Origin of the sequence: Lysobacter sp. 1R34A (assembly GCF_051217035.1) — a bacterium.
Taxonomy (GTDB): Bacteria; Pseudomonadota; Gammaproteobacteria; order Xanthomonadales; family Xanthomonadaceae; genus Lysobacter.
Window position 1 is genome coordinate 49,687 of sequence record NZ_JBPKJP010000003.1, and the last position, 23,900, is coordinate 73,586.

Genomic DNA, 23,900 nt, shown 5'->3' on the forward strand with positions numbered 1-23,900 from the left:
GATCGCCTCCGTGTGTAGGCGGTTAGGCTCGATAAGAATGCCGAGGCTGTCAAGTTAGGTGCGGCGCCGGCGCGGGGCACGACACGGCATCGGCCGCCGCGTAATAGCGGGCCAGGCGCGCGTCCAGGGCCAAGGATTCCGGGCGGTAAGGGCGGACTTCGCCACAGTGGCGTACGGCGGCCAGCTCGAAACGTTCCAGCACGCTGCGGTGCAGCGGGGCGCCGCGGGCTTCGATCCGCGGTTTGGGCTTCCAGCCGATGCGCCACGCCTGCGGCACCCAGTCCGGATAGCGCTCGAGCAGGCGCTGGATCTCGCAATGCTGCATGCCGCCCGCGCAGGGGAACAGATGCAGGCGGCTGCGGTCGACCAGCACCGGATGCGGCAGTTCGGCGGTCTGTTCCAGCATCCACGACAGCGCGATGTCGGACAGCCGCGATTCGTCTTCGTCATAACTGCCGCCGATGTCGGAATGGCAGCCGGCGAACCAGACCTGGCGCAGCCACTCCGGCTCGCCCGCCGGGTGTTCGACGTGCTGGCCCTTGACGCCCCATTCGACGCGGGCGAAGTCGGCGCGGCGCTCGTCGATGGACAGCGCATGGCGCGCGTAACGCACGCGGCGGCCGAGCAGGCGATCGTAAAAACCCGAGCGCCAGCCGGCGATATGCCAGCGGAAGTCGCCCGGGTTGGGAAAATCGCGGATCGAGCGATAGTGCTGTCTGAACAACCGGTAGACGCCGGCCAGGACCAGCGCACCGAGGTAGGGGACGATATAGCGCCCAAGACCGAACCCGTACAAGGCCGCGCACGGTGCCAGGATGGTCAGCGCGACCAGCAGCGAGACCATGACGGCGCGCAACAAGCCCTTGGCGCCGAGCGCGGCGACGGTGTCGAACACACCGATGAAATAGGCCGGGACGTTCGATTCGCCGTCGATATCGGAGCCGTATTTGAGCCGGAAGCGCCGGGCCTGCTCTTCGCGTTCGGCGAGGTACTTGCCGCGGTCCTTGCCGGCGCCGTGTTCGTAGACCTGCAGCACGGCTTCGCGGGCGATCCGCATCAGCCCGCGGCCGTAGCGCGGGATCGGCTTGCCGTCCGCGCCGTGCGTGGGCACGCCGCACAGGTTGAGCACGCCGCCGACGCAGCGCGCGGTGTAGGCGCCGCGGCTGAAGCCGAACAGATAGATGCGGTCGCCGGGTTCGTAGTGTTTCAGGATCGCCGCATAGCATTCGACGATGTTGGTGCTGATGCCGGTGCCCATCGCCGAACTGAAGAACTTGCGCAGGCCGCGCAAAAAACGCAGGCGGACGTGGCCGGCATCGGCGTCGGTGCCCAGGCCGGCGTCGTAGAAGGCGACTTGTTCGGCCGGATCGATCGGGCTCTCGGGCCCGTTGCGGGTGGCCCGGTACAGCTTGTAGACGTTGCTCAGGCGCTGGTCCGGTCGCAGCCCGCCGGCCTGTCCGGTGCCGTCGGCGAAGATGAGGATGTTTTTCGATCGGTCCACGGCCGACATCGCGTTCTTCCCCGAAGCTCTCTGGCTATGGGTTGCAACGCGGATCGGGGCGGCGGTCGGCCATGGCCGTGCGACGGGACGGGGCCGGCGGCTGTCGCCAGCGCCGGCTTCGAAGCTGCAGCGGCGCCGGCTTCGCTGCGCCGCTTACTGCGGCGGCGCATCGTCCTTGGCCAGCGGGCGGACGTAGGCCAGCAGGCTCGCCAGGACCTTGCCGGGTTCTTCCCACTGGATCATGTGCGAGGAGTGTTCGAACCACACGCCCTGCTTGTACGGCGCCTTGACCCGGGCCAGCCAGTCGGCGGTCGGCTGCGACGGCGTGGTGTAGTCGTGGCGGCCCATGAACATCACCACCGGGATCGGGAATTCGCGCACCTGGCTGAAGTCGACGGTGACGAATTCCGGCAGCACCCGGCCGAGGGTGAATTCGTTGCCGCGGTCGACCGCGGCGCGGTCGCAGTCGTTGTACTCGGGCGACAACAGCGGTGCGCGGTAGAAGTACGCCGACTCGGTGCGGTACGCGCTCAGGCCGCCGTAGTGCTGCGACCATTTGCGCGCGGCGATGATGCGCTCGCGAGTGATCGGACGGTCGCCGGGGTAAGGCGCGATCGCCTCCATTTCCTTGACCGCCTCAGCGTTGCCGTGGAGCTTGGCCTGCTGCAGGCCATAGTCGAAGCTGATCCGCTCGTTCTCGCGGACGTTGATGGCCTGGCCGACGCCGAGATAGGCATGGAACAGGTCCGGCCGCTTCAGCGCCGCGGTCATCGCGACGATGGTGCCCCAGCTGTGGCCGGCCAGCACGACCTTGCGCTTGCCGTAACGCTTGCGCACGTACTCGGCGATTTCGATGGCGTCGTCGGCGTAGCGTTCCACCTGCAGGGTGTCGGCGTAGGCCTGCGGGTTGTGCGAGGCGAAGGTCTTGCCGGCGCCGCGCTGGTCCCAGTTGACCACGGTGAAGAACTCCTCGATCGGGCGCTGGAACTGCCACATGGTCGGGATCAGCGGCGAGGCCGGGCCGCCGTGGGCGAACAACAGGATGGGGTTGGCCTTGTCCTGGCCGCGCACGCTGATCCATTGGTCGATGCCGCCGATGCGCGCGGCATAGGCCTCCTGGACCCCGTTCGGGGCGACGATGCGGCTCAGGTCCTGGATCACCGCGCGGGCGCGCTCGTAGTCCGAGGTGTTCTTGCATTCCTCGGCCAGGGCGAAGCCGGGAACGGACAGCAGCAGGGCGAACAGAGCGGGCATCGTTTTCATGGGCGGTTTCCGGAGCGGTGATCGACAGGGCGCGCGGCGAGGGCGTTCGAGCTGCGGGCCGGCCAGGCCGATTCCCTGCTGCGTGGTGCAAGTGATGCGGCGATGGCGCCAGCGGTTGCACCGCGGGTCGAATCCGGCAGACCCGGCCCCGGTCCAGCGGATCCGGACAGGCGCAGGGCTACCGGCCTTGGCGAGGCCAAGCGAGGGGCTGCGTCCCACCGGGCGTGCCGTGCCGGCAACGCGGTCTTCACCCAGGTTTGTTGATGCGGGTCGTAAAACGCTCAAGGATTCTGGCCCGATCCGCCGTTCCCGGCGGGCGGGCACGACGACGACACGACGACGGGAGAAGCGCCATGGAAACCCAGGAACTGCACCGCGGCCGTTTGATCGACCACATCCAGTTGGTGGTGAGCGATATCGAGGCGAGCCGGAAGTTCTACACCGCGGTCTTCGCCGCCCTGAAGGTGCCGATCGCCGGCAGCGGCGACGATCATTTCTGGGCCGACGAGCTGTTCGTGTCCACCGCCGACAGCCCTGCGGCCCAGGGCCGCCTGACCGGACGCCACCACATCGCGTTTCAGGCGCAGGACTGGGCCATGGTCGATGCGTTTCATCGCGCCGCGATGACCAACGGCGGCAAGGACAACGGCGCGCCGGGCGGCCGGGATTATCACCCCGGCTATTACGCGGCGTTCGTGCTCGACCCGGACGGCAACAACATCGAGGCGGTGTATCACGGCGAGGCCGAGCGCAGCGCTGCGTCGGTGAAGATCACGTTCTGAGGCGGGCCGGCGGTTCGCGGCAACAACAAGTCCGCCTGGCGCCCCACGCCAACAGGGGATCGGCATGGGGATGGCCGGTGCGATGATGCGGAACGCGCACGCCCATCGTCACGTCCGAACGCAACTGGTTTCTCATCCGGAAAAACCGGGTCGAGTGCCGGCGATGAATACGCGCTCCTGCAGTGCGGTAAACACCGCCCACAGCGTTTTCAGGCAGCGCAGCGGCATATCGCGAAGACGAATTAATGTGCTTTGTGAGCAGCCTGTTCGCGGCCTGTCCGAGGCCTGTTCCCGGCGATGAAACTCGATACGCGAATGACATCGAATATCGCCACGGCGCCGCGCGTGTATATGACGATTCGAAATGAAGGAAGTGCAAGGCCAGTCTCACCGCAAGTGAGCAACCGCGCTCCGATCGCACGACATCGGCATAGACGGCCACTAGAGTCGGGGCATCGCATCACTCAGGGTGGCCGATGCGAGCGAGAAAGCGCACTGCACTCGATGCCGGATCCGTCGTTGCGGACAGGGGCATGCACGCCACCCCTCAATCGACGAGAACGATGCGATGAAGGCGATTTCGAAAGCACGACTGGGTTTGTTGGCCGGCTGTATCGCGGCGGTCATCGGCGGCGCGGCGACGGCCGGCGGGCGCGATGCGACCGTCGCGGCCGGCCTGAGCGGCCAGGACCTGGTGTATTCCTACGACGAGATGTTCGACTTCGACACCGCGGCCTACCTGGCCAAACACGCGCCGCACCTGGTGCGTCACAGCGAGTCGATTTCGCACTGGGCCGGTTACAGCAGCATCAGCCCGAAGGTGTTGATCGCGCTGATGGAGCAGCAGAGCGGCGTGGTCTCGCGCCAGCGCGCCAGCGCCGACGCGATGCGCCGCCCGTTCGGCAAGCTGTCGACGGCAAAGGATTTCAACGGCCAGACCCGCGAGGTCGCCACCGCCTTGCGCCAGGCCCTGTACGAACAGGAAGACGCTTCCCTGGCGCCGCAAGGGCGGGTGCCGCTGGCGCGCGCCAACCCGCTGCAGGCCTTGTACCTGCAGGCCGGCGAAAGCCAGGCCAGCGCCGCGCTGCGCGGCGACGGCGAGTTCCAGCAGGTCTACGGCCGCCTGTTCAACGAGCCGCGCAAGGCAGCCGCGCCGTCGGCGCGTTTCGCCGACACCAGCGACGTCAACGCCCTGGCCGGGCCGGCCAACGGCTTCCTGCAGTTCCCGTATCCGCGCGGCCAATCCTGGCACGTGGGCGGTGCGCATACCAATACCGGCTCGGGCAATTATCCGATGTCGTCGCTGGACATGTCGCGCGGCGGCGGCTGGGGCAGCAACCAGAGCTCGAACTGGGTGTCGGCCTCGGCCGGCGGCTCGTTCAAGCGCCATTCCTCGTGTTTCGCCGAAATCGTGCACAGCGGCGGCTGGTCGACCACCTACTACCACATGATGAACCTGCAGTACGGCACCGGCGCGAGCGTCGCCGCCAACAGCCGGGTCGGCAATCCGGCCAACACTCGGGCGCAGGCCTTGTGCAACGGCGGCGCCTCGACCGGGCCGCACGAGCATTGGTCGCTGAAGTACAACGGCAGTCACTATCACCTCAACGGGGTGTATCTGTCGGGCTTCCAGATCACCGCGCTGGGCAGCAGCTACGACACCAACTGCAGCCGTTTCTATCTGAGCAAGAACGGCTCGCGTTACTGCTCGGGTTATTTCACCAACCCCTGAGCCGGCGGGCTCGCTCCGGCGACGCGCCGGCGTTGTGCGCCCCCGCCCGAAGCTCCGTGGCTTCGGGCGGGATCTTCCTACATCGATCCGGCGATCGGTAACTAGCGCTTCTTCGCCGCGACCGGTTTGCCGCGTGGCGGCCTGGGCTGGCCGGCGTCGCCGCGTCGCCTGCATTGCCAGGTGATGCGGCCGACTTCCTCGCCTTCGAACCATTGGCGGATGGCGATGCTGGCGCCCTGCATCTGCTCGGGCCTGGCCCCGCGCAGCAGGAAACGCGCCGGCAAGCGCGCGCCGCGCGGCAGCGACAGGCCGCACAGGGGCAGGCGCGGCAGACTCGGCAAGACGACGGTGGCGCGATCGCCCTTGCGCGGCATCTCCACCTTCCATGGCACCCCGGCCCCGATGCGGCGGGCGAGGTCGCGCGGCAGTTCCAACTGCACGGTGACGCCCCTGGGCAGGCGCCGCACGATCTCGAAATCGAAAGCCCGGGCGCGATCCGGCGTGCCGGTGATCAAGAACGGCAGCGCCAGGATGGCCTGCGGGTCCGGCGGCGGATCGACCACGTTGAAGTTGCGCCAGGTGATGTTGTTGTGGGCGCGGATGTAGTCGCGGAAAGAGTCCCAGTCGAAGTTGGGCGGGCCCGGCGGCAGCGGCGGCGCCGCATCGCCGGGATGGTCGAGGCTGGCGACGAAGCAGTAGTGGCCGGGCGCGGGTATGTCGGCTTGCGGCCAGGTGATGGCGTCGGCGACCACCAGGGTGTCGCCCATCGGCACGTCGACCGGCGCCGAGGTGCCGATCAGGTTCCACAGGTCCGGGGTCAGCAAGGTCGCGACCGGGCTCCAGTACACCGTCGCGCGGACATCGTCGGCGTCGGCGGCGCCGCGATTGCGCATGCGCACGTAGAGGTAGTTGTCCTGCCCGGTCTCGGCTTCGTGGCCGAGGGTGTTGCTGTTCTCGGTGCCGCTGCCTTCGCCGAACGCGGCATCGGGGTTGGCCACCGGGTCTGGGCGCAGGATCACGTCGGGGCTGGAGCTGATCGCGCCGGTGGACGGCACCGCGCCGCTGTCGCCGACCGCATCGCGCAGATAGACGTCGGCCACCAGGCCCAGGGTGTCTTCGATGATCGCGCGCAGGTCCGGCATCACTCCGATCGCACCGGCCACGCCGCCGCCTTGCGGGGTGTTGATCGCCGGGTCGGACAACAGGCTGCGCATCTGGCCCGGCGACAGGCGCGTGCCGGTCGCCGCGGCGTACATGCCTTGGGTGATGAGGGCGGCACCGGTGACGATCGGCGAGGCCGAGCTGGTGCCGTTGAAACCGGCGGTGTAGGTGCGGTTGTCGTCGCCGCCGCCGTCGTCGAGGCCGCCGTAGCCGCAGGTGGTGACGTTCTCGCCCCAGGCATAGCAGTCCACGCGCGAGCCGAAGCTGGAGAAGCCGGCGCGGTTGTGCGGCAGCGGCGACAGCGCCGCGCCGACCACGATCGCGCCGGAGTCGCGGAAGTCGGCGCTGGCGCGGTTGAACACCTGGAAACCCCCGCCGTCGGTGTAGGCGTCCAGGTCGTTGCTGCCGTTGCCGGCGGCTTCGACCACGATCACGCCCAGGGCGCTGGCCAGGCGGATCGCATCGAAGTCGGCGTTGTCGACTTCGGTCAGGATCGCGCCGCCGCGCTGCACTTCCAGCAGCAGCACGTCGCCGGCCGCCATGGTCGGCAGCGCGGCGACGATCGCGTCGGCCACGTGCAGGGCGGTATCGGTGCCGGCGTCGTAATGCGAAGTCACCCGCACCGAGGCCACGTCGGGGGCGATGCCGACTACGCCGAGGGTGTTGTCGATGCCAGCGATCTCGCCGAGCACGGCGGTACCGTGGTTGCCCTTGTAAGTGCCCACGCCGTCGCGGTTGTCGCCGAAGATCAGGCTGGGCGCGTGCCCGGCCAGGTCTTCGTGGTCGAGGAACCAGCCCTGTTCGAGATCGACTACGCCGATGCCGGCGCCGGTGCCGTTGGCCTGGGTCCAGGCCCAGCGCGCGTCGATGCCGGTCGGTGCGGCGTCCAGGTAATCCTGGCCGGCGCAATAGGGATCGTCGGCGTCGTCGACCGGATCGGTGACGTCGAGTTCGCGGTAGGCGTCGGCGACTTCGGCGAGCCGGCGCAGGCGTGCGACCAGGGCTTCGGCGTCGTCGGGGCGGTGGCGCAGATCCAGGCGCCAGTAACCGGTCAGGCTGCGCAGCGGCGGGAACGGCGATTGCGCGGCGCGGCGCTCCATTTCGATCAGGCGCTTGGCATCGACGCTGCGGATCACCGGGCGGGTGAATTCGATCGCCGCTTCTTCGAGCAACTTGGCCAGCGCCACGAGCTTGTGCTTGCGTGCGAGGCTGCGCAGGTCCTTGTCGGCACCCGGCGCGATGCGTTCGGACAAGCGCAGGATGACGAAGCCGCTGTAGCGCGGTGTCGGCGATGCGGTAGGCGGATGTTGCGGCGGGCGCGTCGGACCGGCCGCGCAATGCAGCGCGGACGTGCAGTGTCTGGATTTCATCGTACCTCTCCTGGTGTCGGCCGCAGTCCTGCGCGCTGGCTGGCGATGACGCATGCGGACGTCCGTGTTTCTGCGGCCGTTGAAACAGGGCGAGCCGTGAGGACCAGTGGCCGGCCGTCCCCCCGCGGCCGCCGAAGAGACGCTGCGCGCGGCTCCTCACCGGAAGCGAACGCCAAGAATCGAAGCCGGCGGCCACCCGGGCGCTGGCGCCGCCGGCCGCATCGGAAATGCGGCGGCCTGCATCGGGGCGCCGGGTGCGAAATCCGGATCGCCGACGAGGCAAAGGCGGCCGTGGCCGCCTTTGCGCAGTGCTTCCCGCGGATCGGTCCGCCGCCTGAGTTCCGATTACGGCGGCAGCTTGGTCCCCTGGTCGGCGATCGCCAGCCACTTGCGGCCGTCGTGGGTGTAGGTGACGCCGGTCAGGGCCTTCTGGCGATAACCGATGCGCGGGATCTCGTACACGGTTTCGTACAGGATGTAGGCCGAGTTGCAGCCGTCGACAACGCGATGGCGTTCGGTCCAGCTCCACTTGGCTTCGCGGTTGGTGAAGTGGCTGGCGAGCGCGGCCATGATCGCGTCGAGGCCGATGCGCACGCCGCCGCTGTCGAACACGGTGATGGCGCGTTCGTCGTGGACGGCGCGGAAGGTCTCGGCGTCGTAGTCGCGGAAGGATTCCATGTCCATGCGCTGGGCGATGTCGAACTGGCGGGCGCAGATCCGGGTCAGGATGTCGCCGACCCAGCCCGATGCGGCGGCTTGCGGCGCGGCGCTTGCAGATGCGTCGCTTGAAGGTGGGGCGCCTGCAGTTGCGGCGGGCGCAGAGCCGGCGGCGAACGCGGTGCTGGCGGTGGACAGGGCGAGCAGGGATACGGCGATCAGCGCCGAGGTGCGGGCGGGGCGGGGAGTGCGGTGGGTCATCGTCTTGTCTCGGTGGTTGGGACGACGGCGACCTTAGGCGCGCCGGCGGTTCCAATGCAGGCCCAATCGGTCGACGAGCAATGGAGCCAATTCGCGACGCGCGAGGACGATGGTGAGCGATTCGTTCGGGCCCGGGCTCGCACTCGCACTCGCGCGCGTCGAGCGCGGATTGCCGGCTGCAGCGTATTTACTGCGCGTTCGCCGCGTTCCGGTTGTTCCATCCGTGCGCTTTCGACCGACCGTTCTGACCGGAGTCCGCCGGCTTCTTCGTTGAATGAATCGGCGGGCTCGATCGGCGAGGACGCGGAGCCGCATCGTTACTCAGCCAGGGGGCGGGATGAACGCGCAAGTCGGGGAGCGTCCGCGGACGCTGGTGGTATTGCTGCACGCCTACATGCATACCGCGGCCAGGCTCGAATCGGTACAGGCGCTGGTTCGCGCCACCTGGCCGGACGCGGAGATCTACTGTCCCCAACTGCCGACCTCGCGTTTGTCGATGGCCGACCCGAACCGGATCGTTGCCGGCCTGCTCGCCGAGATCGATCGCAGATACGCCCAGGCGCAGGCCCAGGACGCGCTTTACGGCTCTATCGTGCTGGTCGGACACAGCCTCGGCGCGTTGTTGGCGCGCAAGCTGTATGTAGTGGCCTGCGGTGAGGTCGAAGGCGCGCCGTTCGAAGCGGAGTACCGGCCGGCCACCGTCGACGAGGCCGCGCCGGTTCCGGCGCGGCCCTGGGCCGGCTGCGTGTCGCGGATCGTGCTGTTGGCCGGCATGAACCGCGGTTGGCGGGTGTCGCATCATCTCAGCCTGGTAAACGCGCCCATCTGGAGCCTGGGCGCCTTGCTGTGCCATGTCGTCCACGCTGTCAGCCGGCGCTGGCCCCTGATCTTCGGTTTTCGCCGCGGCGCCGAATTCATCACTCAGCTGCGTATCCAGTGGCTGCTGATGAGACGCCGGGCCAGCGGCGCCGGTGCGTCCCGGCAGGGCGAGACCCGCGCACCGGCGGCGCCGGGCAGCGCCCTGACCATCCAGTTGCTGGGCTCGCGCGACGACATGGTCGCGCCCGAAGACAACGTCGACCTCGTCTCGGGAGGCGATTTCGTCTACCTCGACGTGCCGCACTCCGGACATGCCGACATCATCGACATGGCCGACCCGATCGTCGGCGCGGGCCGCACCCGCGCCTTCGTGCTGGCCCTGCAGGCCGACCTCGCGCAGCTGCAGCGCGAAGCCGTGGTGCCGTCCGACGAGCGTTTCGCCGCGCCCGACGAGAGCATCGAGCGCGTGGTCTTCGTCATGCACGGCATCCGCGATGTCGGCTACTGGACCCACAAGATCGCGCGCCGGATCAAGCAGCGCGCCGGCGACCGCCTGGCGACCTGGGCCACTGAGACCTCCAGCTACGGCTATTTCCCGATGCTGCCGTTCCTGTTTCCGTGGTATCGGCGGCAGAAAGTGGAATGGTTGATGGATCAGTACACCGAAGCGTTGGCGCGTTATCCGAACGCGAGGTTTTCCTACGTCGGGCACAGCAACGGTACTTATCTGCTGGCTCGCGCGCTGGAGCTCTACCCCTGCTGTCGGTTCGAGCGGGTGGTGTTCGCCGGCAGCGTGGTGCGCCGCGACTACGACTGGCGGCGTTTCCTCGGCGGCCCACAGCCGAGGGTCCGCGGCGTGCTCAACTTCGTTGCCACCGGCGACTGGGTGGTGGCGTTCTTCCCGAAGTTCTTCCAGCTTTTCAGGCTGCAGGACCTCGGCAGCGCCGGTCACGACGGATTCGTGCTTTCGCAGCCGGATACCGGCGTCAGCCAGGTGACTTATGTCAAAGGCGGGCACGGTGCGGCGATCGTCGAATCGGTATGGAACGTGATCGCCGGCTACATCATCGACGGGCGCGTGGACATGGATGAGATCCAGCCGGTGCCGCGGCGGCAGAACCGGCTCGTCAAGCTGCTCGGTCGCTGTCCGCCGCTGGTGTGGCTGGCGTTGATCGCCTTGGCGTACGCGCTGTGGCAAGGCATCGCGCTGGCGATCGGCCTGTTCGGCCTGGCGCCTTCCACCCAGGCCTTCGCCACCGGCTTCTCGTTCGCGCTGTATCTGTTGCTGCTGTGGCTGGTGGTGACGCGGGTCTAGCGAGCGGTTGGGGCTCAACGGCCGGGCTTGCCCAATCGGGCGGCAATCGCCGCGCCGGCTGCATCGGCGTCGCTGTCTTGCCCGTCGAGTTACCATGTGCCGCGGTCGCTGGTTGGTTTCCCTCCGCGACGTTCTCGCTCGCGCATCGTCCGCTCGCACCGATCCCGTCCGCCGGGTCTTCCCGGCAGCACAGCGCGTGTCGGCGCACGGTACCATCCAGGCCGCGCATGCCTTACTCCGAGCTCCAAGGCGGCGCTTCGGCGGCGCTTCGCATCGGAAGCACCTCACCTCAACAAAAGGACATTGTCTTGAAGAAATTTTATCGCTTCGCGTCGATTTGCCTGTTGGCCTTGCTCGCTGCGGCCTGCAGCAGTGGAGGGCGCACCACCCTGACCGCCGAGGAATACCTGCTGCAGAACGTTTCGGTATGGAACTCGGCGAGCACCCCGGCGGTGCGTTGGCTCGGCGGCGATCGCGCCGAGGAATTCAGCCAGGTGCTGCAGCAACGCAAGGGCATGAGCCGCTATCAGCCGCAGTTCGCCGGCCTGCGTCGCGAACTCGCCGCCAACACCACCGTGACCCAGGCGTTTCCGCCGCCGGAGGATGCCGCCGCCCTGCACGCGAGCATGCTCGACTATCTCAAGAGCGTCGACGCCGCGTTCGCCAAGCTGGAAGAAATGGGCAAGCTGCCGGACGGCTACAGCGACCAGCAGTTCGGTTCGCTGAGCGCCGACATGGAGCGCCTGATCGGCGAGGTGGACAGCAAGGCCATCGCCTGGAAAGCGGCGCAGAAGGCCTACGCCAAGCAGCACGGCATCGACTTGCGCGAAACCGGCGGTTGACCGGAGCGATGGGTGCATCGGGTGCCCATCACGGCGCTGAGTCACTCTGCGATGCAGGCGCACTGTGTAAAGAAAGGCCTGTCACTCGGCGGGCAGGCGCCCAATAAAACAGGCCCGCCATTCGGCGGGCAGGCGCCCCGATAAAGAAAGTCGCGCCATTCGGCGGGCAGGCACCCCGATAAAGAAAGGCCCGCCATTCGGCGGGCAGGCACCCCGATAAAGAAAGGCCCGCCGTTGGCGGGCCTTGCATTCAAGCGCTGTGGCAGGGCTTGGAGCACCAATAGCAGCCGTTGCTCTGGGCGAAGTGGCGCTTGGCGGCGACCACCGCCGACTGGCAGTGCAGGTGATACCCCAGCTCCTGTCTGTTGAAAGGCACGAACGGGCAGTCGGAGCGATGCACCTCGTGGTCCCCGTTCGGCTGTGCGTTGCGATTGACGTAGTACACGTACATGGCGGCTTCTGCGATCCCGTGGCATTCCCGAATGCCTGGATACCTCTCCGGCATCGCAATGCCTGCGACGACGAGTCGCCCAAGCCCCGGGGTGTGAGCCGGGTCCGTAACCGAGTCGCACCGCAGCGCGCCGCCATGCCGGCCTCATCCCTCATGCGGCCGGCCCCGCCGGTGCCTGCCGACTTCGTTACGGGTTAGCGATCGGCGTGGTGGTGTCGGCGCTCAATCGCCATTGGCCGCGCACCCGCGCCCAGTTGGCCACATCGATCGCGTGCAGGGTGATGCCGGCCGAGGGGACGGTGAACTCGATGCGGTCCACGACCACGGCGCTGGAGCACTGGCTGATGGTCTGCGCCAGCAGGGTGCGCTTGAACACGTACTCGTTCGCCATCACCGCACGATAGAAGGCGGTGATCGCCGGCTTGCCGTTGAGCACCTGGCCGAGGCTGTTGACCTGGACTGCATCTTCGGCGAAACCGGCCATGAAGCGATTGAGGTCGCGCCGGGCGAAGGCATCGCCGAGCGCTTCGGAAGTGCGTTCGAACTCGCGTTCGCATTGGCGATGCTGCGCGGCCATCGGGTCCTGCGCCGCTGCGGCGAGCGGAGTCAAACCGGACAACGCGAGCGTCATGCCGAAAGCGGCCATCGAAGTACGAGTTTTCATGTTCGGTCCTTGCGGTGTGGTTGGAGACTGAACGTTATCGAAGGCCTCCGAGCGAGGATGTACCCGGATCGCGAATGGATCTGCCCAAGTTGCTCAATGCGTGATGCGTTCTGTCGCGTGGCGAGCGGGCGACGGAGAGTTCGTCTGTCTGTGGTGCATGAGGAAGGTCTGTTCTCGATCGCGAAGTCGGTCGTGACAGCAACTGCACACCCCGCGTTGCAGATCCTTGTCTGCGTCCGGCTATGCGGGAGGCTTGCCCCTTCTGCGAAGCGGACGCGGTTTCAGGCGGCATCGGCATAGGTTTCCGTGCTGCCGGCTGGGAACTGCTCGCACCCTTTGCCAGGACTCGCCATCCGAGGAGCACTTACCCTTTATTTGGGGCAGGGGGCTGCTCGTGATCGAGAAATCGACCGCACCACAACCCGCGATAAGGCCGGCGCTCGCGCCGCTGAGGCCGCGCCGCATGGCAGACCGCCATCTTGAAATCTTGAGGTCCGTCACGATTCGAATGGCCGGCTTCTCGCCACGGCGAGGGTAGCGGCGACATCTTGGCCGGTCCTCGGGCCCCATTGCGTGCTGTGGTGGCGAGAGCGGTGCGCTCGACCGCTCGCATTGCCTACCGAGAGGAACTCCGATGACTGCCACCGACGCATCCGCCCAGCCGGCGCTCGACGCAACGCTCACGATCGCGCTTGCGGTCGCTTCCAGGGCCGCTTACGACTATTACCAGAACCAGCCGTTCCAGTCGCCCGACGGCTACCAGCAGATCGACGCCTGGACCGGCTGGGACGCGTTCCTGGTCGACGGGTCGGAAGAGAAGTACGGACTGGTGTTCCAGGCCATCGCCGATCCCGGAACTATGATCTTCGCGTTTCGCGGCACCGACTCGGACATGGACATCTACGAGGACATACGTTTCCTCACCACCGAATTCGTGCCGAGCAGCGGTACGGTCGCGCCCACGCCGCACGTCGCCTCCGGCTTCTACAGCATCTACGACGACAAGGGCGGCGCGATGAGCCAGTCGATGCGGCAGCAGTTGTTCGCCCTGCTGGCCAACTACCAGCCGAGCCAGCTCTACGTCACCGGGCACAGCCTGGGCGCCGCGCTGAGCCAGTTGTTCTCGCTCGACCTGGCGATCAGCCAGCCGATGAGCGCGACCAATATCAACTTCGCCAGCCCGATGGTCGGCACCAGCGACTGGCAGACCGCCTACAACGCCACGATTCCGCCGGCGAACAGCATCCGCGTCTACAACTACTGGGACTACGTGCCCACCTTGCCGCCGAGCGATCTGGGCTTCCATGCGGTGGGTTCGGCGTTCCAGACCGCTTTCTACGTCAAGGGCGAGTGGTTTCCGCACGAGCTGTCGCGGCATTCGGTGGTCAACCTGACCACGGTGCTGAGCCATGCCCTGCCGGCGCAACCGCAGCAATGGGTCGGCGAGTTTCCCGATTTCGTCGAACCCACGTGGACGATGCTGAGCCAGCTGCCGCCGGCCGGCGGCGACGTGAGTTGGGTCGACAAGATCGGCGAACACATGCGTTTCGAGCGCTCGCTGCGCGCGGCGGCCTGAGCGCTCGCCAACCGGCGGGCAGCGCGCCCGCCGGGTCCATCGGCAGCCTCGACCGCACTTGGCGTCTTGACCGGGCCTTGTCGGGCGCCGGGTATAGTGAACCCCCGTTCCCGAAGGCCCTCGCCATGCGCAACCTGCCTCGTTTCACCCTGTTGCTGACCGCCGTTATGGCGTTGGCCGCCTGCGCCATGCCGTCGGAAAACCCAGCGGCCGATACCGCGGCCACGGACCGGACTCCGCCCAAGATCGGCATGCCGAACCCGGCCTCGGTGCATTGCAAGGATCTCGGCGGCACGCTGGAGATCCGCACCGGCAAGGACGGCGGACAGTTCGGCGTATGCACCTTGCCCGACGGCAAGGTCTGCGAGGAGTGGGCGTTGTTTCGCGACAAGAAATGCGTGACGCCGACCGAGTAGGCACGACCGGTCGGCATCGGTGAGCCCGCGCCGGCCGGCACCGGCATGGGAGCCGGCCCGGGCGCGGACGCCCGGACGATCCCTATCCAAGCGGGTCGACCGGTCGGACGCGGAACACGGCGTCGCACGGTTACCGACCGCAAGCCGATTGGATCGGATGCGGCGGCGCGCTATCGTAGCGGCGAAGGATCGTCCGCACCGGCCCAGGGAGAGCGCCCGATGTTCCGTACGAATGCAACCCGTCTGCTGTGCGTGGCGGCCGTCCTGCTGATGGCGCCGCCTGCGGGTCACGCGCTCGAGAAGGCGCGCCTCGACGCAGCTGTCCAAGCGCATCTGGCTTTGTTTTCGACCGACGATATCGTCGAAGAACGTTTCGCCAGTCGCGCCAGCGCGACCGACCTGGACGGCGACGGCGCCGAAGAAATCCTGTTCCTGGCGACCGCGCGCTGCGTCGGCGCCCATTTCGATTGCCCCAACGAATTGGTGCTCCTTGCCGCGGCCGCGAACGAACCGGCCGAGGCCGGCAAGCGCGTGGAACCGGACGTGCTCGCCGCGGCCCGAACCGGCTATCGGCAGGCCGGCGCCGAGCAGATTCCCGGCGATGTCCGCGCCATACGCGTCTCGAAGGGAATCATCGAGGTCGTCTTCCAGGTCGAGCAGGATTCGCCGATCTGCAAGCGCTCGTTCTCGACCGAAAGGGGTAGACAAGCCACCACGCATTGCCCGGCCCCGGGCCGCTATGAGCGGCGGTACCGTTGGAGCGGCGGCAAGTTGACGAAAGTGTCGTCTTGACGGCTGTTCCGATCCGGCCGCAAGCCCAGAGTAGGAGCTGCGCAAGCTGCGACCGCGGCAAGGCGCGCGGCGGCGTTTGGACTTGGGACCGGAATCGTCATGCTCGCGCCTTGCGCCGTTCCTGCGCCGGGGCGCCATGAGCCGGTTCGGATGGATGCTGGCGGCATTCGCGCTGATGCCGATGGCGGTGCAGGCGCATGTCGACCGTGTGCTGCATCTGCGCTCCGACGGCAGCGTCGTGGGGGTTCCGCCGCGGTTCGGCCCGATCGCTCTCGATCTGCGGTTTCCCCGGAACCAGCCGCCGCTCGTCGCGCTCAGGATCGGCCCGCACGGCATCAGGCTGCCGAACTGCATCGCCAAGTTGATCGCTTCGCGGCGCCGCGAAGACATCGAACTGAGCGGTTCCTGGTATCACGAACAAAGCAGCCTTCCGTATTACATCTCGGTCGACTTCTATGCACCGGGCGTAAAGCATGAGCGACTGTCGGTCAACCCACACGTCAACGTGCTTTTCAGTCTGCACGATGCCCGAGTCCTCTCGGTCAGCGAACTGAGGTCGGGTTGGTTGTGGTTCGGCCAGAGCTATCGCCGATTGGAGCCCGAGCAACTGTGCCGCAAGCACGAGCTGCGTTCGGCGCGGTTGCCATGAGCCGCCGCCGTATGCCGCCATCGCTGGTCCTGCAAGCGCGTCCCGAGGGCTTGCCCGGGGCGATCGGGCATGGCGCGAAGCGCTGCGCGCTTGCGGCATTGCTTGCGCTCTGCACGGCCTGCAATGGAGCGGGCGATGAGGCGCCGACCGAGCGTGGCGGAACCGGCAAGAACCCCGCGGCCCAGCAGAGAGGGTCGACCGAGCCGGCCCCAGTCGAGGTGTTCGAGACCGAGCACTACGCGATAGCGACCACGGCAACGCCGGAACAGACCCAGGCGATCGGTGCCGCGGTGGAAAGCTTGCATCGCGCCTACAGCGACTTCTTCGCCAACACGCTCGGCGCCGAACCCAAGCCGGGCCGCCTGCAACTGCGCCTGTATCGCAACCGCAGCGAGTTCGTCGCCCACAACCGCAGCCTGCCCTGGGCCGAGGCCTATTACCGGGCGCCGATCTGCCACGCTTATTACGCGGGCAGCGGGCAGAACCCGTATCACTGGATGGTCCACGAGGCGACCCACCAGTTGAACCACGAGGTCGCCGGCTTCAAGAACCGGCGCTGGATGAACGAGGGGCTCGCGACCTATTTCGGTGCGAGCCGGATCGACGACGGCCGCTTGCGTCCCGGCACCGTCGACCCGACGGCTTATCCGATCTGGTGGCTGAGCCGGACTCGGCTGAGCGGCGATCTTCGGCGCGACATCGAGCAGCGGCGCTGGATCCCTTTGCGCGACTTGCTCGCCGATACCGGCCCTGAGATCGGCCGTTACCTCAATCTTTATTACGTCGAGTACTGGAGCCTGAGCCATTTCCTGTTCCACTACCGCGGCGGCCAATACGCGCAAGGCTATCGGGCCCTGATCCGCGACGGCGGTTCGCCGGAAGCGTTCGAACGCCGGATCGGTCCGATCGAGCATGTGCAGGAGGAGTGGTACGGTTATCTGCGCGACAAACAGGCCGAAGCCGCTGCGCCGGCGCAGGACGAAGCTTGGTTCGTGCCCGCGCGCGGGTAGCGTTCCGAAGCCGTCGCGTGCGGTTGCTACACTCCGCAGTGGGGCTCGACTCGCCGCCCGCACCCGACTCGCCAGCCGCAACGCCCTGTTCTTACTCATACGGAGCCGCGATGGCCCATACCCGGATCAATCTCGGTTCGCTGAAAGTGTTCGAGGCGGCGGCGCGTGCGCTGAGCCTGACCCGCGCCGCCGAAGAGCTCAACGTCACCCAGGCCGCGGTCAGCCAGCAGGTCCGGCAGCTCGAAGCGCAGTTGGGCGTGGAACTGTTCCGGCGCTTGCCGCGCGGGCTCGCCCTCACCGATGAAGGCCTGGCATTGCTGCCGGTGCTGCAGGAAGCCTTCGATCGCATCGACGGTGCGCTCGACCGGGTCGGCGACGGCCTGGCGCGTGAAGTCGTGCATGTCGGCGCGGTCGGCACCTTCGCCAGCGGTTGGCTGTTGCCGCGCCTGGCCGATTTCACGCATCGCCATGCCGCGGTCGACGTGCGCGTGAGCACCCACAACAACCGCGTCGACCCGGCCGGCGAGGGCCTGGATTACGCCATCCGCTACGGCCGCGGCAACTGGCCGGGCATGGAAAGCCGCTTCCTGATGCCCGCGCCGCTGGCGCCCTTGTGCACGCCGAGCCTCGCCGCGCAATTGCGCGGCCCGGCCGAGCTGTCGCGTTTTCCGCTGCTGCGTTCCTACTTCGTCGACGATTGGCGCCTGTGGTTCGAAGCGGCGCGGGTCGTACCGAAGGGGCCGGTCAACGGCCCGATCTTCGATTCCTCGCTGACGATGGTGCAATGCGCCTTGCAGGGGCTCGGCATTGCCCTGGCGCCGCCGGCGATGTTCGCGCGCGAACTCGCCGAAGGCCGGTTGCTGCAGCCGTTCGAGCCGATGCTCGACGCCGGCGGTTATTGGCTGACCCGGCTCGCCCTGAAGCCGGCCAGCGCCGGAGCCACCGCCTTCGCGGCCTGGCTGGAAGGCGAGTGCGCCCAGCAGACCGGCGATACCCGCTAGCTTTCCGACTTGCGCTTGCGCGCCGTGTTTTCGTCGTTCTTGCCCAGCACTCGCTGCAATAGCCACAGCATCGCCGCCTTGACCGCCTCGGGGTCGCCGCCGGCGTCGATCTCCAGCGCGGCGCGATCGAAGGCGGCCGACAGCAGCTTGGACAGGGCGTCGATCGAGACTTCGCCGCCGCCGACTGCGGCGGCGAGACCGGCATGCAGGGTCTCGGCCGCGTTGGACTCGTCGATCGCCGCGATCTCGGCCAGGCCGAGCACGGCCGGACCTTCCAGCAACAGCAGGCGGGTGCGGCCCGGCACGGCCATGGCCCGCAGATAAGCCTCGCTGCCGGCGATCAGCGCCTCGCGCGCGCTCAGCCCGGCCGGCGCCGAAGCGACGATGTCGTTGCGAACCGCCTCGGCCTCGCGTTGCAGCACGTGCCGGAACAGGTCGCGCTTGTCGGTGAAGTGGTGATAAAGCGCGCCGCGGGTGATGCCGGCCGCGACCGACACCTCCGGCGTCGAGGTGTCGCCGTAGCCCTTACTGACGAACAGCGCCCGCGCGGCCTCCAGCAGGGCATGTCGGGTCGCTTCGGTGCGTTCGCGGTTGGAACGGGGCGATCGGGGCGGATGGGTTTGTTGCATACATACAGCCTGTATGTTAATTTGAAATTGCATACAGACTGTATGTCGATTTCAGGAGGCCGACAAGATGAAAGTCACCAGCTATTACCCCGTCATCATGACCGACGACGTCGCCGGTACCGCCGCGTTTTACCAGGCGCATTTCGGCTTCGCGCCCCTGTTCGAGGCCGATTGGTACGTGCATCTGCAGTCGGCGCAGGACCCGTCGATCAATCTGGCCGTGCTGGACGGGCGCCACGAGACCATCCCCGAGTCCGGACGCGGCCGGGTCGGCGGCTTGCTGCTGAATTTCGAAGTCGAGGATGTCGACGCGGTCCATGCCCGGTTGCAGGACGCCGGCCTGCCGATCCTGTTGAGCCTGCGCGACGAAGCGTTCGGCCAACGCCACTTCATCACCCGCGATCCCAACGGCGTGCTGATCGACATCATCAAGCCGATTCCGCCGAGCGCCGAGTTCGCCGAGCAGTACCAGGCGAGCGCCTTGCCGACGGCGTGATCGTGCGAGCGATGCGATCGAGGCTGAGCCGCGGAATACGGCTTCCACCGGCTGAGATCGCAGCGGAGACGGCCTAGCGGCTTCGGCGCCCCCTCCACGCTGCGATCAGCAGCGCGACCCCAACCGCCGCCAGGGCGATGCCCATGGGCAGTGCATACGGCCCCGGCGTGGGCACGACCTGCCAATAGGTATGGCTGGCCGATTGCGTCAGCAGCATCGGCCGATTGCCCAACACGTGGGCGAGGATCGCGCTCGCACCGAGCGCGGTCAGTACCGCGCCGGACAGGGCCAGGAGGATTCGCCTGATCAGGCGGGGTCGGCGTCTCGATGTCTGCATGAGCGGTTGCATGGCGACACTGGAAACCCGCATGAGAGCCCCCTCCATCGAGAGGGGACGCAGGGCTCGCTTTCGCCGGATCGGATATGGACGGCAAGCATAGCCGTTCGTCGGACTTACGCGTCGACACCAGGCCACGCGTATGCGCGACCGCGGCCGTTACGAAGCTGCAGGACGCGCACTCACTTCAGCTGCGGCGGATACATCTCGCCGTACTTCAGCTCGGTATCGACGAAAGTGGTGAGGTTGATCGGGCAGTTGTAGTACTCCGAGTGCGCGCACAGGAAGCTGTAGAGCATGTTCAAGTTGAGCGTCATCGCGGACGGCGGTTGGCCGGCCGGGAAGTGCGTCTCCAGCGAGCGGCCGCCGCCGTAGGTGGTCTTCTTCGAGGTCTTGTCGGTGAAGAACAGCAGGACGTGGTTGATCTTCGTCCAGTCCTTTTCCTTGTTGAAGGCGCGCAGCTTGTAAGTCTTGCCGTGCAGCGGCAGCTCGACATCGCCGACCCAGTACATCAGGCCGGTGTGGTTGCGCGAGTCCAGATGGCTCACTCCGACCGGCGCGCTCTTGCGCGTGAAGGTCGCCGCGACAACGCCCTTGGGGTCGTAGGGGAAGAAGCTCAGGCTCTTGAAGCGCTGGGCCGGCAGTTTCGGGTTGTACAGCCAGGCCTTGATCGATTTTTCGTAGACGGTGCCGCGCACGATCAGTCCGTTCGCCAGGGTCTGCTGCTGGTCCTTGGCCTTCAGCAGGTCGACCTCGGCGAACCCGGGACCGCGCAGCAGGGCGCGGCCGTTTTCGTAGGAGACGCTGACCCGGTCCTTGCCGCCGGCCTGTTCGGCCCAGCGGATGTCGGCGGGCGCGCGCGCCGCTGCGAGGTGCACGGCCTCGCCGGGATCGACCACGGCGACGTCCTGGATCGCGTACATGCCGGTCGGCCCGCTGGCGTACTGGGTGATCCCGGCGCGGAAATCGTCCCAGTCCTTGCGCGGATCGGCGATCGCGAGGGCAGGCAGGCCGAGCAACAGGATCGAGCAGAGCAAAGAGCGCATGGCGGGGTCCTGGGGAGCGTGAACGGGCGGTTGGGGACAGCGCAGGCTAACGCGGCAAAGTGGCCGTGTGTTGCGCCATCTTGATGATTCGACGAACGGGGAGGGCGCGAATCGACAAGGGCGGTGCGCGCACGGCCGGCGATGTTGGATGGACGGGGGCTCATCCCGTACTGGACAGGCCCCGGCCGTCGCGAGGCGGGACGGAGACGCGATGTCGGTTCAAGCCTGGCTGGCGCGCCCGATCGCGCGGATGCCGGCCTCCATGCGCAGGCGTGCGGACGGATTTGCGGCGTGCACGCCGATCGCCGGCGGCCGGAATCCGCGGGTGACCGCCGCTTCTTCTATCCAGACGATCACGTCGTAGCCAGTGCCGCGCGCGTCGTCGCCGAGGTCGTGATCGAGGCTGATCTCGGCGACTTCGCCGGTTTCGATCAGGGCGGTGGCCTCGTCGGGCCAGAACACGGGCCCCCGTCCTTCCGGGGTGACGCGCTCGTCGTCGAGGTACGTACGCATCGTGGCGGGCCTTGGAAGTCAGCGGCCATGCTGCCACGGCGCCGCGTTGCCGGAAACGTTTTGCCACTGCAACCGCACCCGGCTCCACCGTATCCCTTGCGCCGGCCGCGCGAATTGCGCGCGCTTGCCGCAGTGCGGCGAAATCACCGTGGAGACCTCCGAAATGCTTAGCGATTGGCACAAACAAGCGAAGACCTGGATCGTCGCGGCCGCCCTGGCCGTGATCGCCGCCCCCAATGCCGCAGCGCAACCGGCGGCGAAGCCGGCCAGTCGCGCCGAGGCGACCCGATTGATCGCCGATCTGCGCCGGATCGTCACCCCGGAAGGCGTGGAGCGCAGCGAGGCGGTGAAGATCGGCGGGATCGAGCAATGGGTGACGATCCGCGGCGTCGACAAGCGCAATCCGGTGCTGTTGATGCTGCACGGCGGGCCGGGCTTCGTGGAAATGCCGTACAGCTGGTACTTCCAGCGCGGCTGGGAGGACTATTTCACGGTCGTGCAGTGGGACCAGCGCGGCGCCGGCAAGACCTATCTGCTCAACGATCCGGCCAAGCTCGAACCGACGATGACGCGCGAGCGCCTGGTCGAGGACACCGAGGAGATGGTGGCCTGGCTGCGCAAGGAGTTCGGCAAGGACAAGATCTTCCTGCTCGGCCATTCCTGGGGCAGCGTGCTCGGCCTGGAAGTCGCCCAGCGCCGGCCGCAGTGGCTGCATGCCTACATCGGCCTGGGGCAGGTCACCAACTCGCCGGAAAGCGAGCGCCGCGGCCTGAAGTTCGCGCTCGAGCGCGCCCGGCGCGACGGCAATGCCGAAGCGCTGCGCGAACTCGCCGCGATCGAGGGCTATGCGCAGCCCGGCCGGCCGCTCGCGCTCAAGGACCTGTACGTGCAGCGCAAATGGCTCGGGCATTACGGCGGCGCCCTGCGCGGCCTGCAGGGCTACGACACGGTCTCGGCCGCGGTCGCGCTGGCGCCGGAATACAGCGATGCCGAGGTCGCGCGCATCTGGGAGGGCAACGAGTTCTCGGAAAAGCGTTTGCTGACCGAGGCGCTGCAGCGCGACTACAGCTCGGTCGTGCGACTGGACTGCCCGGTGATCCTGTTCAACGGCCGCGACGATTACAACGTCTCCTCCGAACTCGCGGCCGAATGGTTCGGGCGCCTGCAGGCGCCGTCCAAGCAACTGGTCTGGTTCGAGCGGTCCGCGCACGTCATGTTCACCGAGGAGCCGGGCAAGACCCTGGTCTCGCTGGTGCGCTATGCCCGCCCGATCGCCGAGCGGGCCGGAGATGCCGCGCCCGAATGAGCGCTCGCGCACGGTTCCGGACATTGGCGGGCGGCCGGTTGTCCTCCTGATCCGGCCTGGCGGCGTTACCTGGAGGATACGCCGCCAAGGCGGCGTGCCCTTCCGCTTCGGGGCCTCGCCGCCCCCACGCCGCCGAGCCCGCCCATGTCGCCTTTGCTGTCCGCCGAACTCGCCTGGTACGTCACCGGACGTTTCTATCGCACGCCCGCCGGTTCCCTGGCCGATTACGGGTATTTCCTGCACCTGTCCGGCATCGAGGGCGCGCTGTTCTGCGGCGCGGTCGGCGAAACCACCGCGTATTTCACCTTCGCCGCGCGGCCGTTCGTCGCTCCGGACGTCGACAACGGCGCGCTGACCCTGGGGCTGGACCCGGCCGGCGAATTCTCGGTGTATCTGCAGCGCGAACCGGCCGGCGATTTCGACCGGCCCGAGTCGTTCGCGCAGGGCGAACGCATCGCTACCTTCCGCCGCACCGGGCTGGTGGTCGGCACCACCCTGGCGGCGCAGATCGGCGCGACCTCGACCTCGGTGTTCGCCAACAACGTGTTCAGCGCGCGCCTGATCGACAGCGCGCCGTTCGAGTTCGGCGGCCGCCGCTACGACTTCGGCAACATCCTCGGCGGCGTCACCCAGTTCGGCACCGCCGCGACCACGCCGATCGCTTTTCCGGCGACGCCGCCCGCCGTGCCGGTCTACGACCTGGTGCTGCCGTTCACCGGTTCGGCCATCGCTCTGTCGACCGCGCAGCCGGAACGGTGAGGGTAGGCGCCGTTCGAATGCTCCTGCGGATCCTGGGCAACACCGTTCGACATGACCTGTGTCCGGCAACGGGTGACCAGCGGTCGCGCGGCGATTCACGCCGCGATCGTTACGCCGTTTCCTTGGCTGAGGTCTGACGGAGTCGAGAGCGGAGGTGGGCGATGGTTCGGCATTGGATAATGGTCGGCGACACGACCAGCTGTGGCGGCACGGTACTGACCGGTTCGGCGCCGGACCGCCCCGGCGGCTTCAGTTGGGCGCGCGTCGGCGACGAAGTGCACTGCCACGAGCACGGTCTGACGATGATCCTGACCGGCGATCCGACCCATCGCGTGGAGGGCCGCCCGGCCGCGCGCCACGGCGATTTCTGCCTGTGCGGCTGCATCCTGATTTCCCTGCGCCAGGTACGTTCGATCGTCGAATCCGAACGCGGCTACGGCTTGATGCCGTACGGGCCGATGACGGATTGAAGGGCGCAAGGGCGCTGCAACCGCAGTTCCCGCACAGCGAGCTCGTCTTCGACCCGGCGGCTTCGGCCGCGCCACGCGAATC

At 67.6% G+C, this 23,900-nt stretch carries 24 protein-coding genes; 14 read left to right on the forward strand and 10 right to left on the reverse strand.

The window, feature by feature from the left end:
* Window positions 1-49 precede the first annotated feature (49 nt).
* Together ACSAMQ_RS02085 and ACSAMQ_RS02090 are read right to left on the reverse strand one after the other, a co-directional pair.
* Entirely contained in the window at window positions 50-1,501 is a 1,452-nt protein-coding gene (locus tag ACSAMQ_RS02085) for a DUF2235 domain-containing protein (protein WP_435394054.1), read from the reverse strand.
* Between the two features lie 153 nt (window positions 1,502-1,654).
* Window positions 1,655-2,764 (reverse strand): alpha/beta fold hydrolase, encoded by a 1,110-nt coding sequence (locus tag ACSAMQ_RS02090; RefSeq protein ID WP_435394055.1) that lies wholly within the window; start codon window positions 2,762-2,764, stop codon window positions 1,655-1,657.
* A 353-nt stretch (window positions 2,765-3,117) separates the two neighbouring features.
* Here ACSAMQ_RS02090 and ACSAMQ_RS02095 point away from each other — a divergent pair, with 353 nt between their 5' ends.
* A complete protein-coding gene (locus ACSAMQ_RS02095; protein WP_435394056.1) occupies window positions 3,118-3,546 on the forward strand; it encodes a VOC family protein in 429 nt (142 codons plus the stop codon).
* A 568-nt stretch (window positions 3,547-4,114) separates the two neighbouring features.
* Entirely contained in the window at window positions 4,115-5,278 is a 1,164-nt protein-coding gene (locus ACSAMQ_RS02100; protein ID WP_435394057.1) for a M23 family metallopeptidase, read from the forward strand.
* Between the two features lie 101 nt (window positions 5,279-5,379).
* Here the strand turns inward: ACSAMQ_RS02100 and ACSAMQ_RS02105 are convergent, their stop codons facing one another.
* Window positions 5,380-7,809 carry a S8 family peptidase gene (locus ACSAMQ_RS02105; RefSeq protein ID WP_435394058.1) on the reverse strand — a complete coding sequence of 810 codons (2,430 nt, stop codon included), beginning with the start codon at window positions 7,807-7,809 and terminating at the stop codon, window positions 5,380-5,382.
* Between the two features lie 345 nt (window positions 7,810-8,154).
* Window positions 8,155-8,727 carry a hypothetical protein gene (locus tag ACSAMQ_RS02110; RefSeq protein WP_435394059.1) on the reverse strand — a complete coding sequence of 191 codons (573 nt, stop codon included), beginning with the start codon at window positions 8,725-8,727 and terminating at the stop codon, window positions 8,155-8,157.
* Between the two features lie 337 nt (window positions 8,728-9,064).
* Between ACSAMQ_RS02110 and ACSAMQ_RS02115 the strand changes: the two genes are divergently transcribed.
* Together ACSAMQ_RS02115 and ACSAMQ_RS02120 are read left to right on the forward strand one after the other, a co-directional pair.
* The gene (locus ACSAMQ_RS02115) at window positions 9,065-10,861 is read left to right on the forward strand and encodes an alpha/beta fold hydrolase (protein ID WP_435394060.1); all 1,797 of its coding nucleotides are present in this window, start codon (window positions 9,065-9,067) and stop codon (window positions 10,859-10,861) included.
* Window positions 10,862-11,169: 308 nt separating this feature from the next.
* Window positions 11,170-11,703, forward strand: coding sequence for a hypothetical protein (locus ACSAMQ_RS02120; protein ID WP_435394061.1), 534 nt, complete (start codon window positions 11,170-11,172; stop codon window positions 11,701-11,703).
* Between the two features lie 250 nt (window positions 11,704-11,953).
* Here ACSAMQ_RS02120 and ACSAMQ_RS02125 read toward each other — a convergent pair whose 3' ends face one another.
* Together ACSAMQ_RS02125 and ACSAMQ_RS02130 are read right to left on the reverse strand one after the other, a co-directional pair.
* Window positions 11,954-12,154 carry a hypothetical protein gene (locus tag ACSAMQ_RS02125; protein WP_435394062.1) on the reverse strand — a complete coding sequence of 67 codons (201 nt, stop codon included), beginning with the start codon at window positions 12,152-12,154 and terminating at the stop codon, window positions 11,954-11,956.
* Between the two features lie 187 nt (window positions 12,155-12,341).
* Window positions 12,342-12,818 (reverse strand): YybH family protein, encoded by a 477-nt coding sequence (locus tag ACSAMQ_RS02130; RefSeq protein WP_435394063.1) that lies wholly within the window; start codon window positions 12,816-12,818, stop codon window positions 12,342-12,344.
* A gap of 634 nt (window positions 12,819-13,452) precedes the next feature.
* Here ACSAMQ_RS02130 and ACSAMQ_RS02135 point away from each other — a divergent pair.
* The 6 genes from ACSAMQ_RS02135 to ACSAMQ_RS02160 all read left to right on the forward strand — a co-directional run bounded on the left by ACSAMQ_RS02135 (window position 13,453) and on the right by ACSAMQ_RS02160 (window position 18,262).
* On the forward strand, window positions 13,453-14,394 hold the full coding sequence (locus tag ACSAMQ_RS02135) for a lipase family protein (protein ID WP_435394064.1): 942 nt from the start codon (window positions 13,453-13,455) through the stop codon (window positions 14,392-14,394).
* 125 nt (window positions 14,395-14,519) lie between these two features.
* Window positions 14,520-14,810: a putative hemolysin gene (locus ACSAMQ_RS02140; protein ID WP_435394065.1), complete on the forward strand. Its 291-nt coding sequence runs from the start codon at window positions 14,520-14,522 to the stop codon at window positions 14,808-14,810.
* 252 nt (window positions 14,811-15,062) lie between these two features.
* Window positions 15,063-15,602 carry a hypothetical protein gene (locus ACSAMQ_RS02145; protein WP_435394066.1) on the forward strand — a complete coding sequence of 180 codons (540 nt, stop codon included), beginning with the start codon at window positions 15,063-15,065 and terminating at the stop codon, window positions 15,600-15,602.
* Window positions 15,603-15,756: 154 nt separating this feature from the next.
* A complete protein-coding gene (locus ACSAMQ_RS02150; RefSeq protein ID WP_435394067.1) occupies window positions 15,757-16,251 on the forward strand; it encodes a hypothetical protein in 495 nt (164 codons plus the stop codon).
* 218 nt (window positions 16,252-16,469) lie between these two features.
* Window positions 16,470-17,261, forward strand: a complete 792-nt coding sequence (locus ACSAMQ_RS02155; RefSeq protein ID WP_435394068.1) for a DUF1570 domain-containing protein — start codon at window positions 16,470-16,472, stop codon at window positions 17,259-17,261.
* 110 nt (window positions 17,262-17,371) lie between these two features.
* Window positions 17,372-18,262: a LysR family transcriptional regulator gene (locus ACSAMQ_RS02160; RefSeq protein WP_435394069.1), complete on the forward strand. Its 891-nt coding sequence runs from the start codon at window positions 17,372-17,374 to the stop codon at window positions 18,260-18,262.
* On the opposite strand, the gene ACSAMQ_RS02165 is transcribed toward ACSAMQ_RS02160, so the two are convergent.
* The gene (locus ACSAMQ_RS02165) at window positions 18,259-18,891 is read right to left on the reverse strand and encodes a TetR/AcrR family transcriptional regulator (protein WP_435394070.1); all 633 of its coding nucleotides are present in this window, start codon (window positions 18,889-18,891) and stop codon (window positions 18,259-18,261) included. The two genes, ACSAMQ_RS02160 and ACSAMQ_RS02165, sit on opposite strands and share 4 nt — an antisense overlap.
* A 67-nt stretch (window positions 18,892-18,958) precedes the next feature.
* Between ACSAMQ_RS02165 and ACSAMQ_RS02170 the strand changes: the two genes are divergently transcribed.
* Window positions 18,959-19,387 (forward strand): VOC family protein, encoded by a 429-nt coding sequence (locus ACSAMQ_RS02170; protein ID WP_435394071.1) that lies wholly within the window; start codon window positions 18,959-18,961, stop codon window positions 19,385-19,387.
* Between the two features lie 73 nt (window positions 19,388-19,460).
* On the opposite strand, the gene ACSAMQ_RS02175 is transcribed toward ACSAMQ_RS02170, so the two are convergent.
* From ACSAMQ_RS02175 to ACSAMQ_RS02185, 3 genes are all read right to left on the reverse strand, one after another.
* On the reverse strand, window positions 19,461-19,757 hold the full coding sequence (locus ACSAMQ_RS02175; protein ID WP_435394072.1) for a hypothetical protein: 297 nt from the start codon (window positions 19,755-19,757) through the stop codon (window positions 19,461-19,463).
* Window positions 19,758-19,906: 149 nt separating this feature from the next.
* Entirely contained in the window at window positions 19,907-20,770 is an 864-nt protein-coding gene (locus tag ACSAMQ_RS02180) for a DUF1684 domain-containing protein (RefSeq protein WP_435394073.1), read from the reverse strand.
* A 219-nt stretch (window positions 20,771-20,989) separates the two neighbouring features.
* Window positions 20,990-21,283 (reverse strand): cyclic-phosphate processing receiver domain-containing protein, encoded by a 294-nt coding sequence (locus tag ACSAMQ_RS02185; protein WP_435394074.1) that lies wholly within the window; start codon window positions 21,281-21,283, stop codon window positions 20,990-20,992.
* 163 nt (window positions 21,284-21,446) lie between these two features.
* Between ACSAMQ_RS02185 and ACSAMQ_RS02190 the strand changes: the two genes are divergently transcribed.
* The 3 genes from ACSAMQ_RS02190 (at window position 21,447) to ACSAMQ_RS02200 (ending at window position 23,818) form a co-directional block, all read left to right on the forward strand.
* Window positions 21,447-22,589 carry an alpha/beta fold hydrolase gene (locus tag ACSAMQ_RS02190; protein ID WP_435394075.1) on the forward strand — a complete coding sequence of 381 codons (1,143 nt, stop codon included), beginning with the start codon at window positions 21,447-21,449 and terminating at the stop codon, window positions 22,587-22,589.
* 144 nt (window positions 22,590-22,733) lie between these two features.
* Window positions 22,734-23,348: a hypothetical protein gene (locus tag ACSAMQ_RS02195; protein WP_435394076.1), complete on the forward strand. Its 615-nt coding sequence runs from the start codon at window positions 22,734-22,736 to the stop codon at window positions 23,346-23,348.
* A gap of 161 nt (window positions 23,349-23,509) precedes the next feature.
* The gene (locus ACSAMQ_RS02200) at window positions 23,510-23,818 is read left to right on the forward strand and encodes a PAAR domain-containing protein (protein ID WP_435394077.1); all 309 of its coding nucleotides are present in this window, start codon (window positions 23,510-23,512) and stop codon (window positions 23,816-23,818) included.
* The last annotated feature ends 82 nt before the right edge of the window (window positions 23,819-23,900 follow it).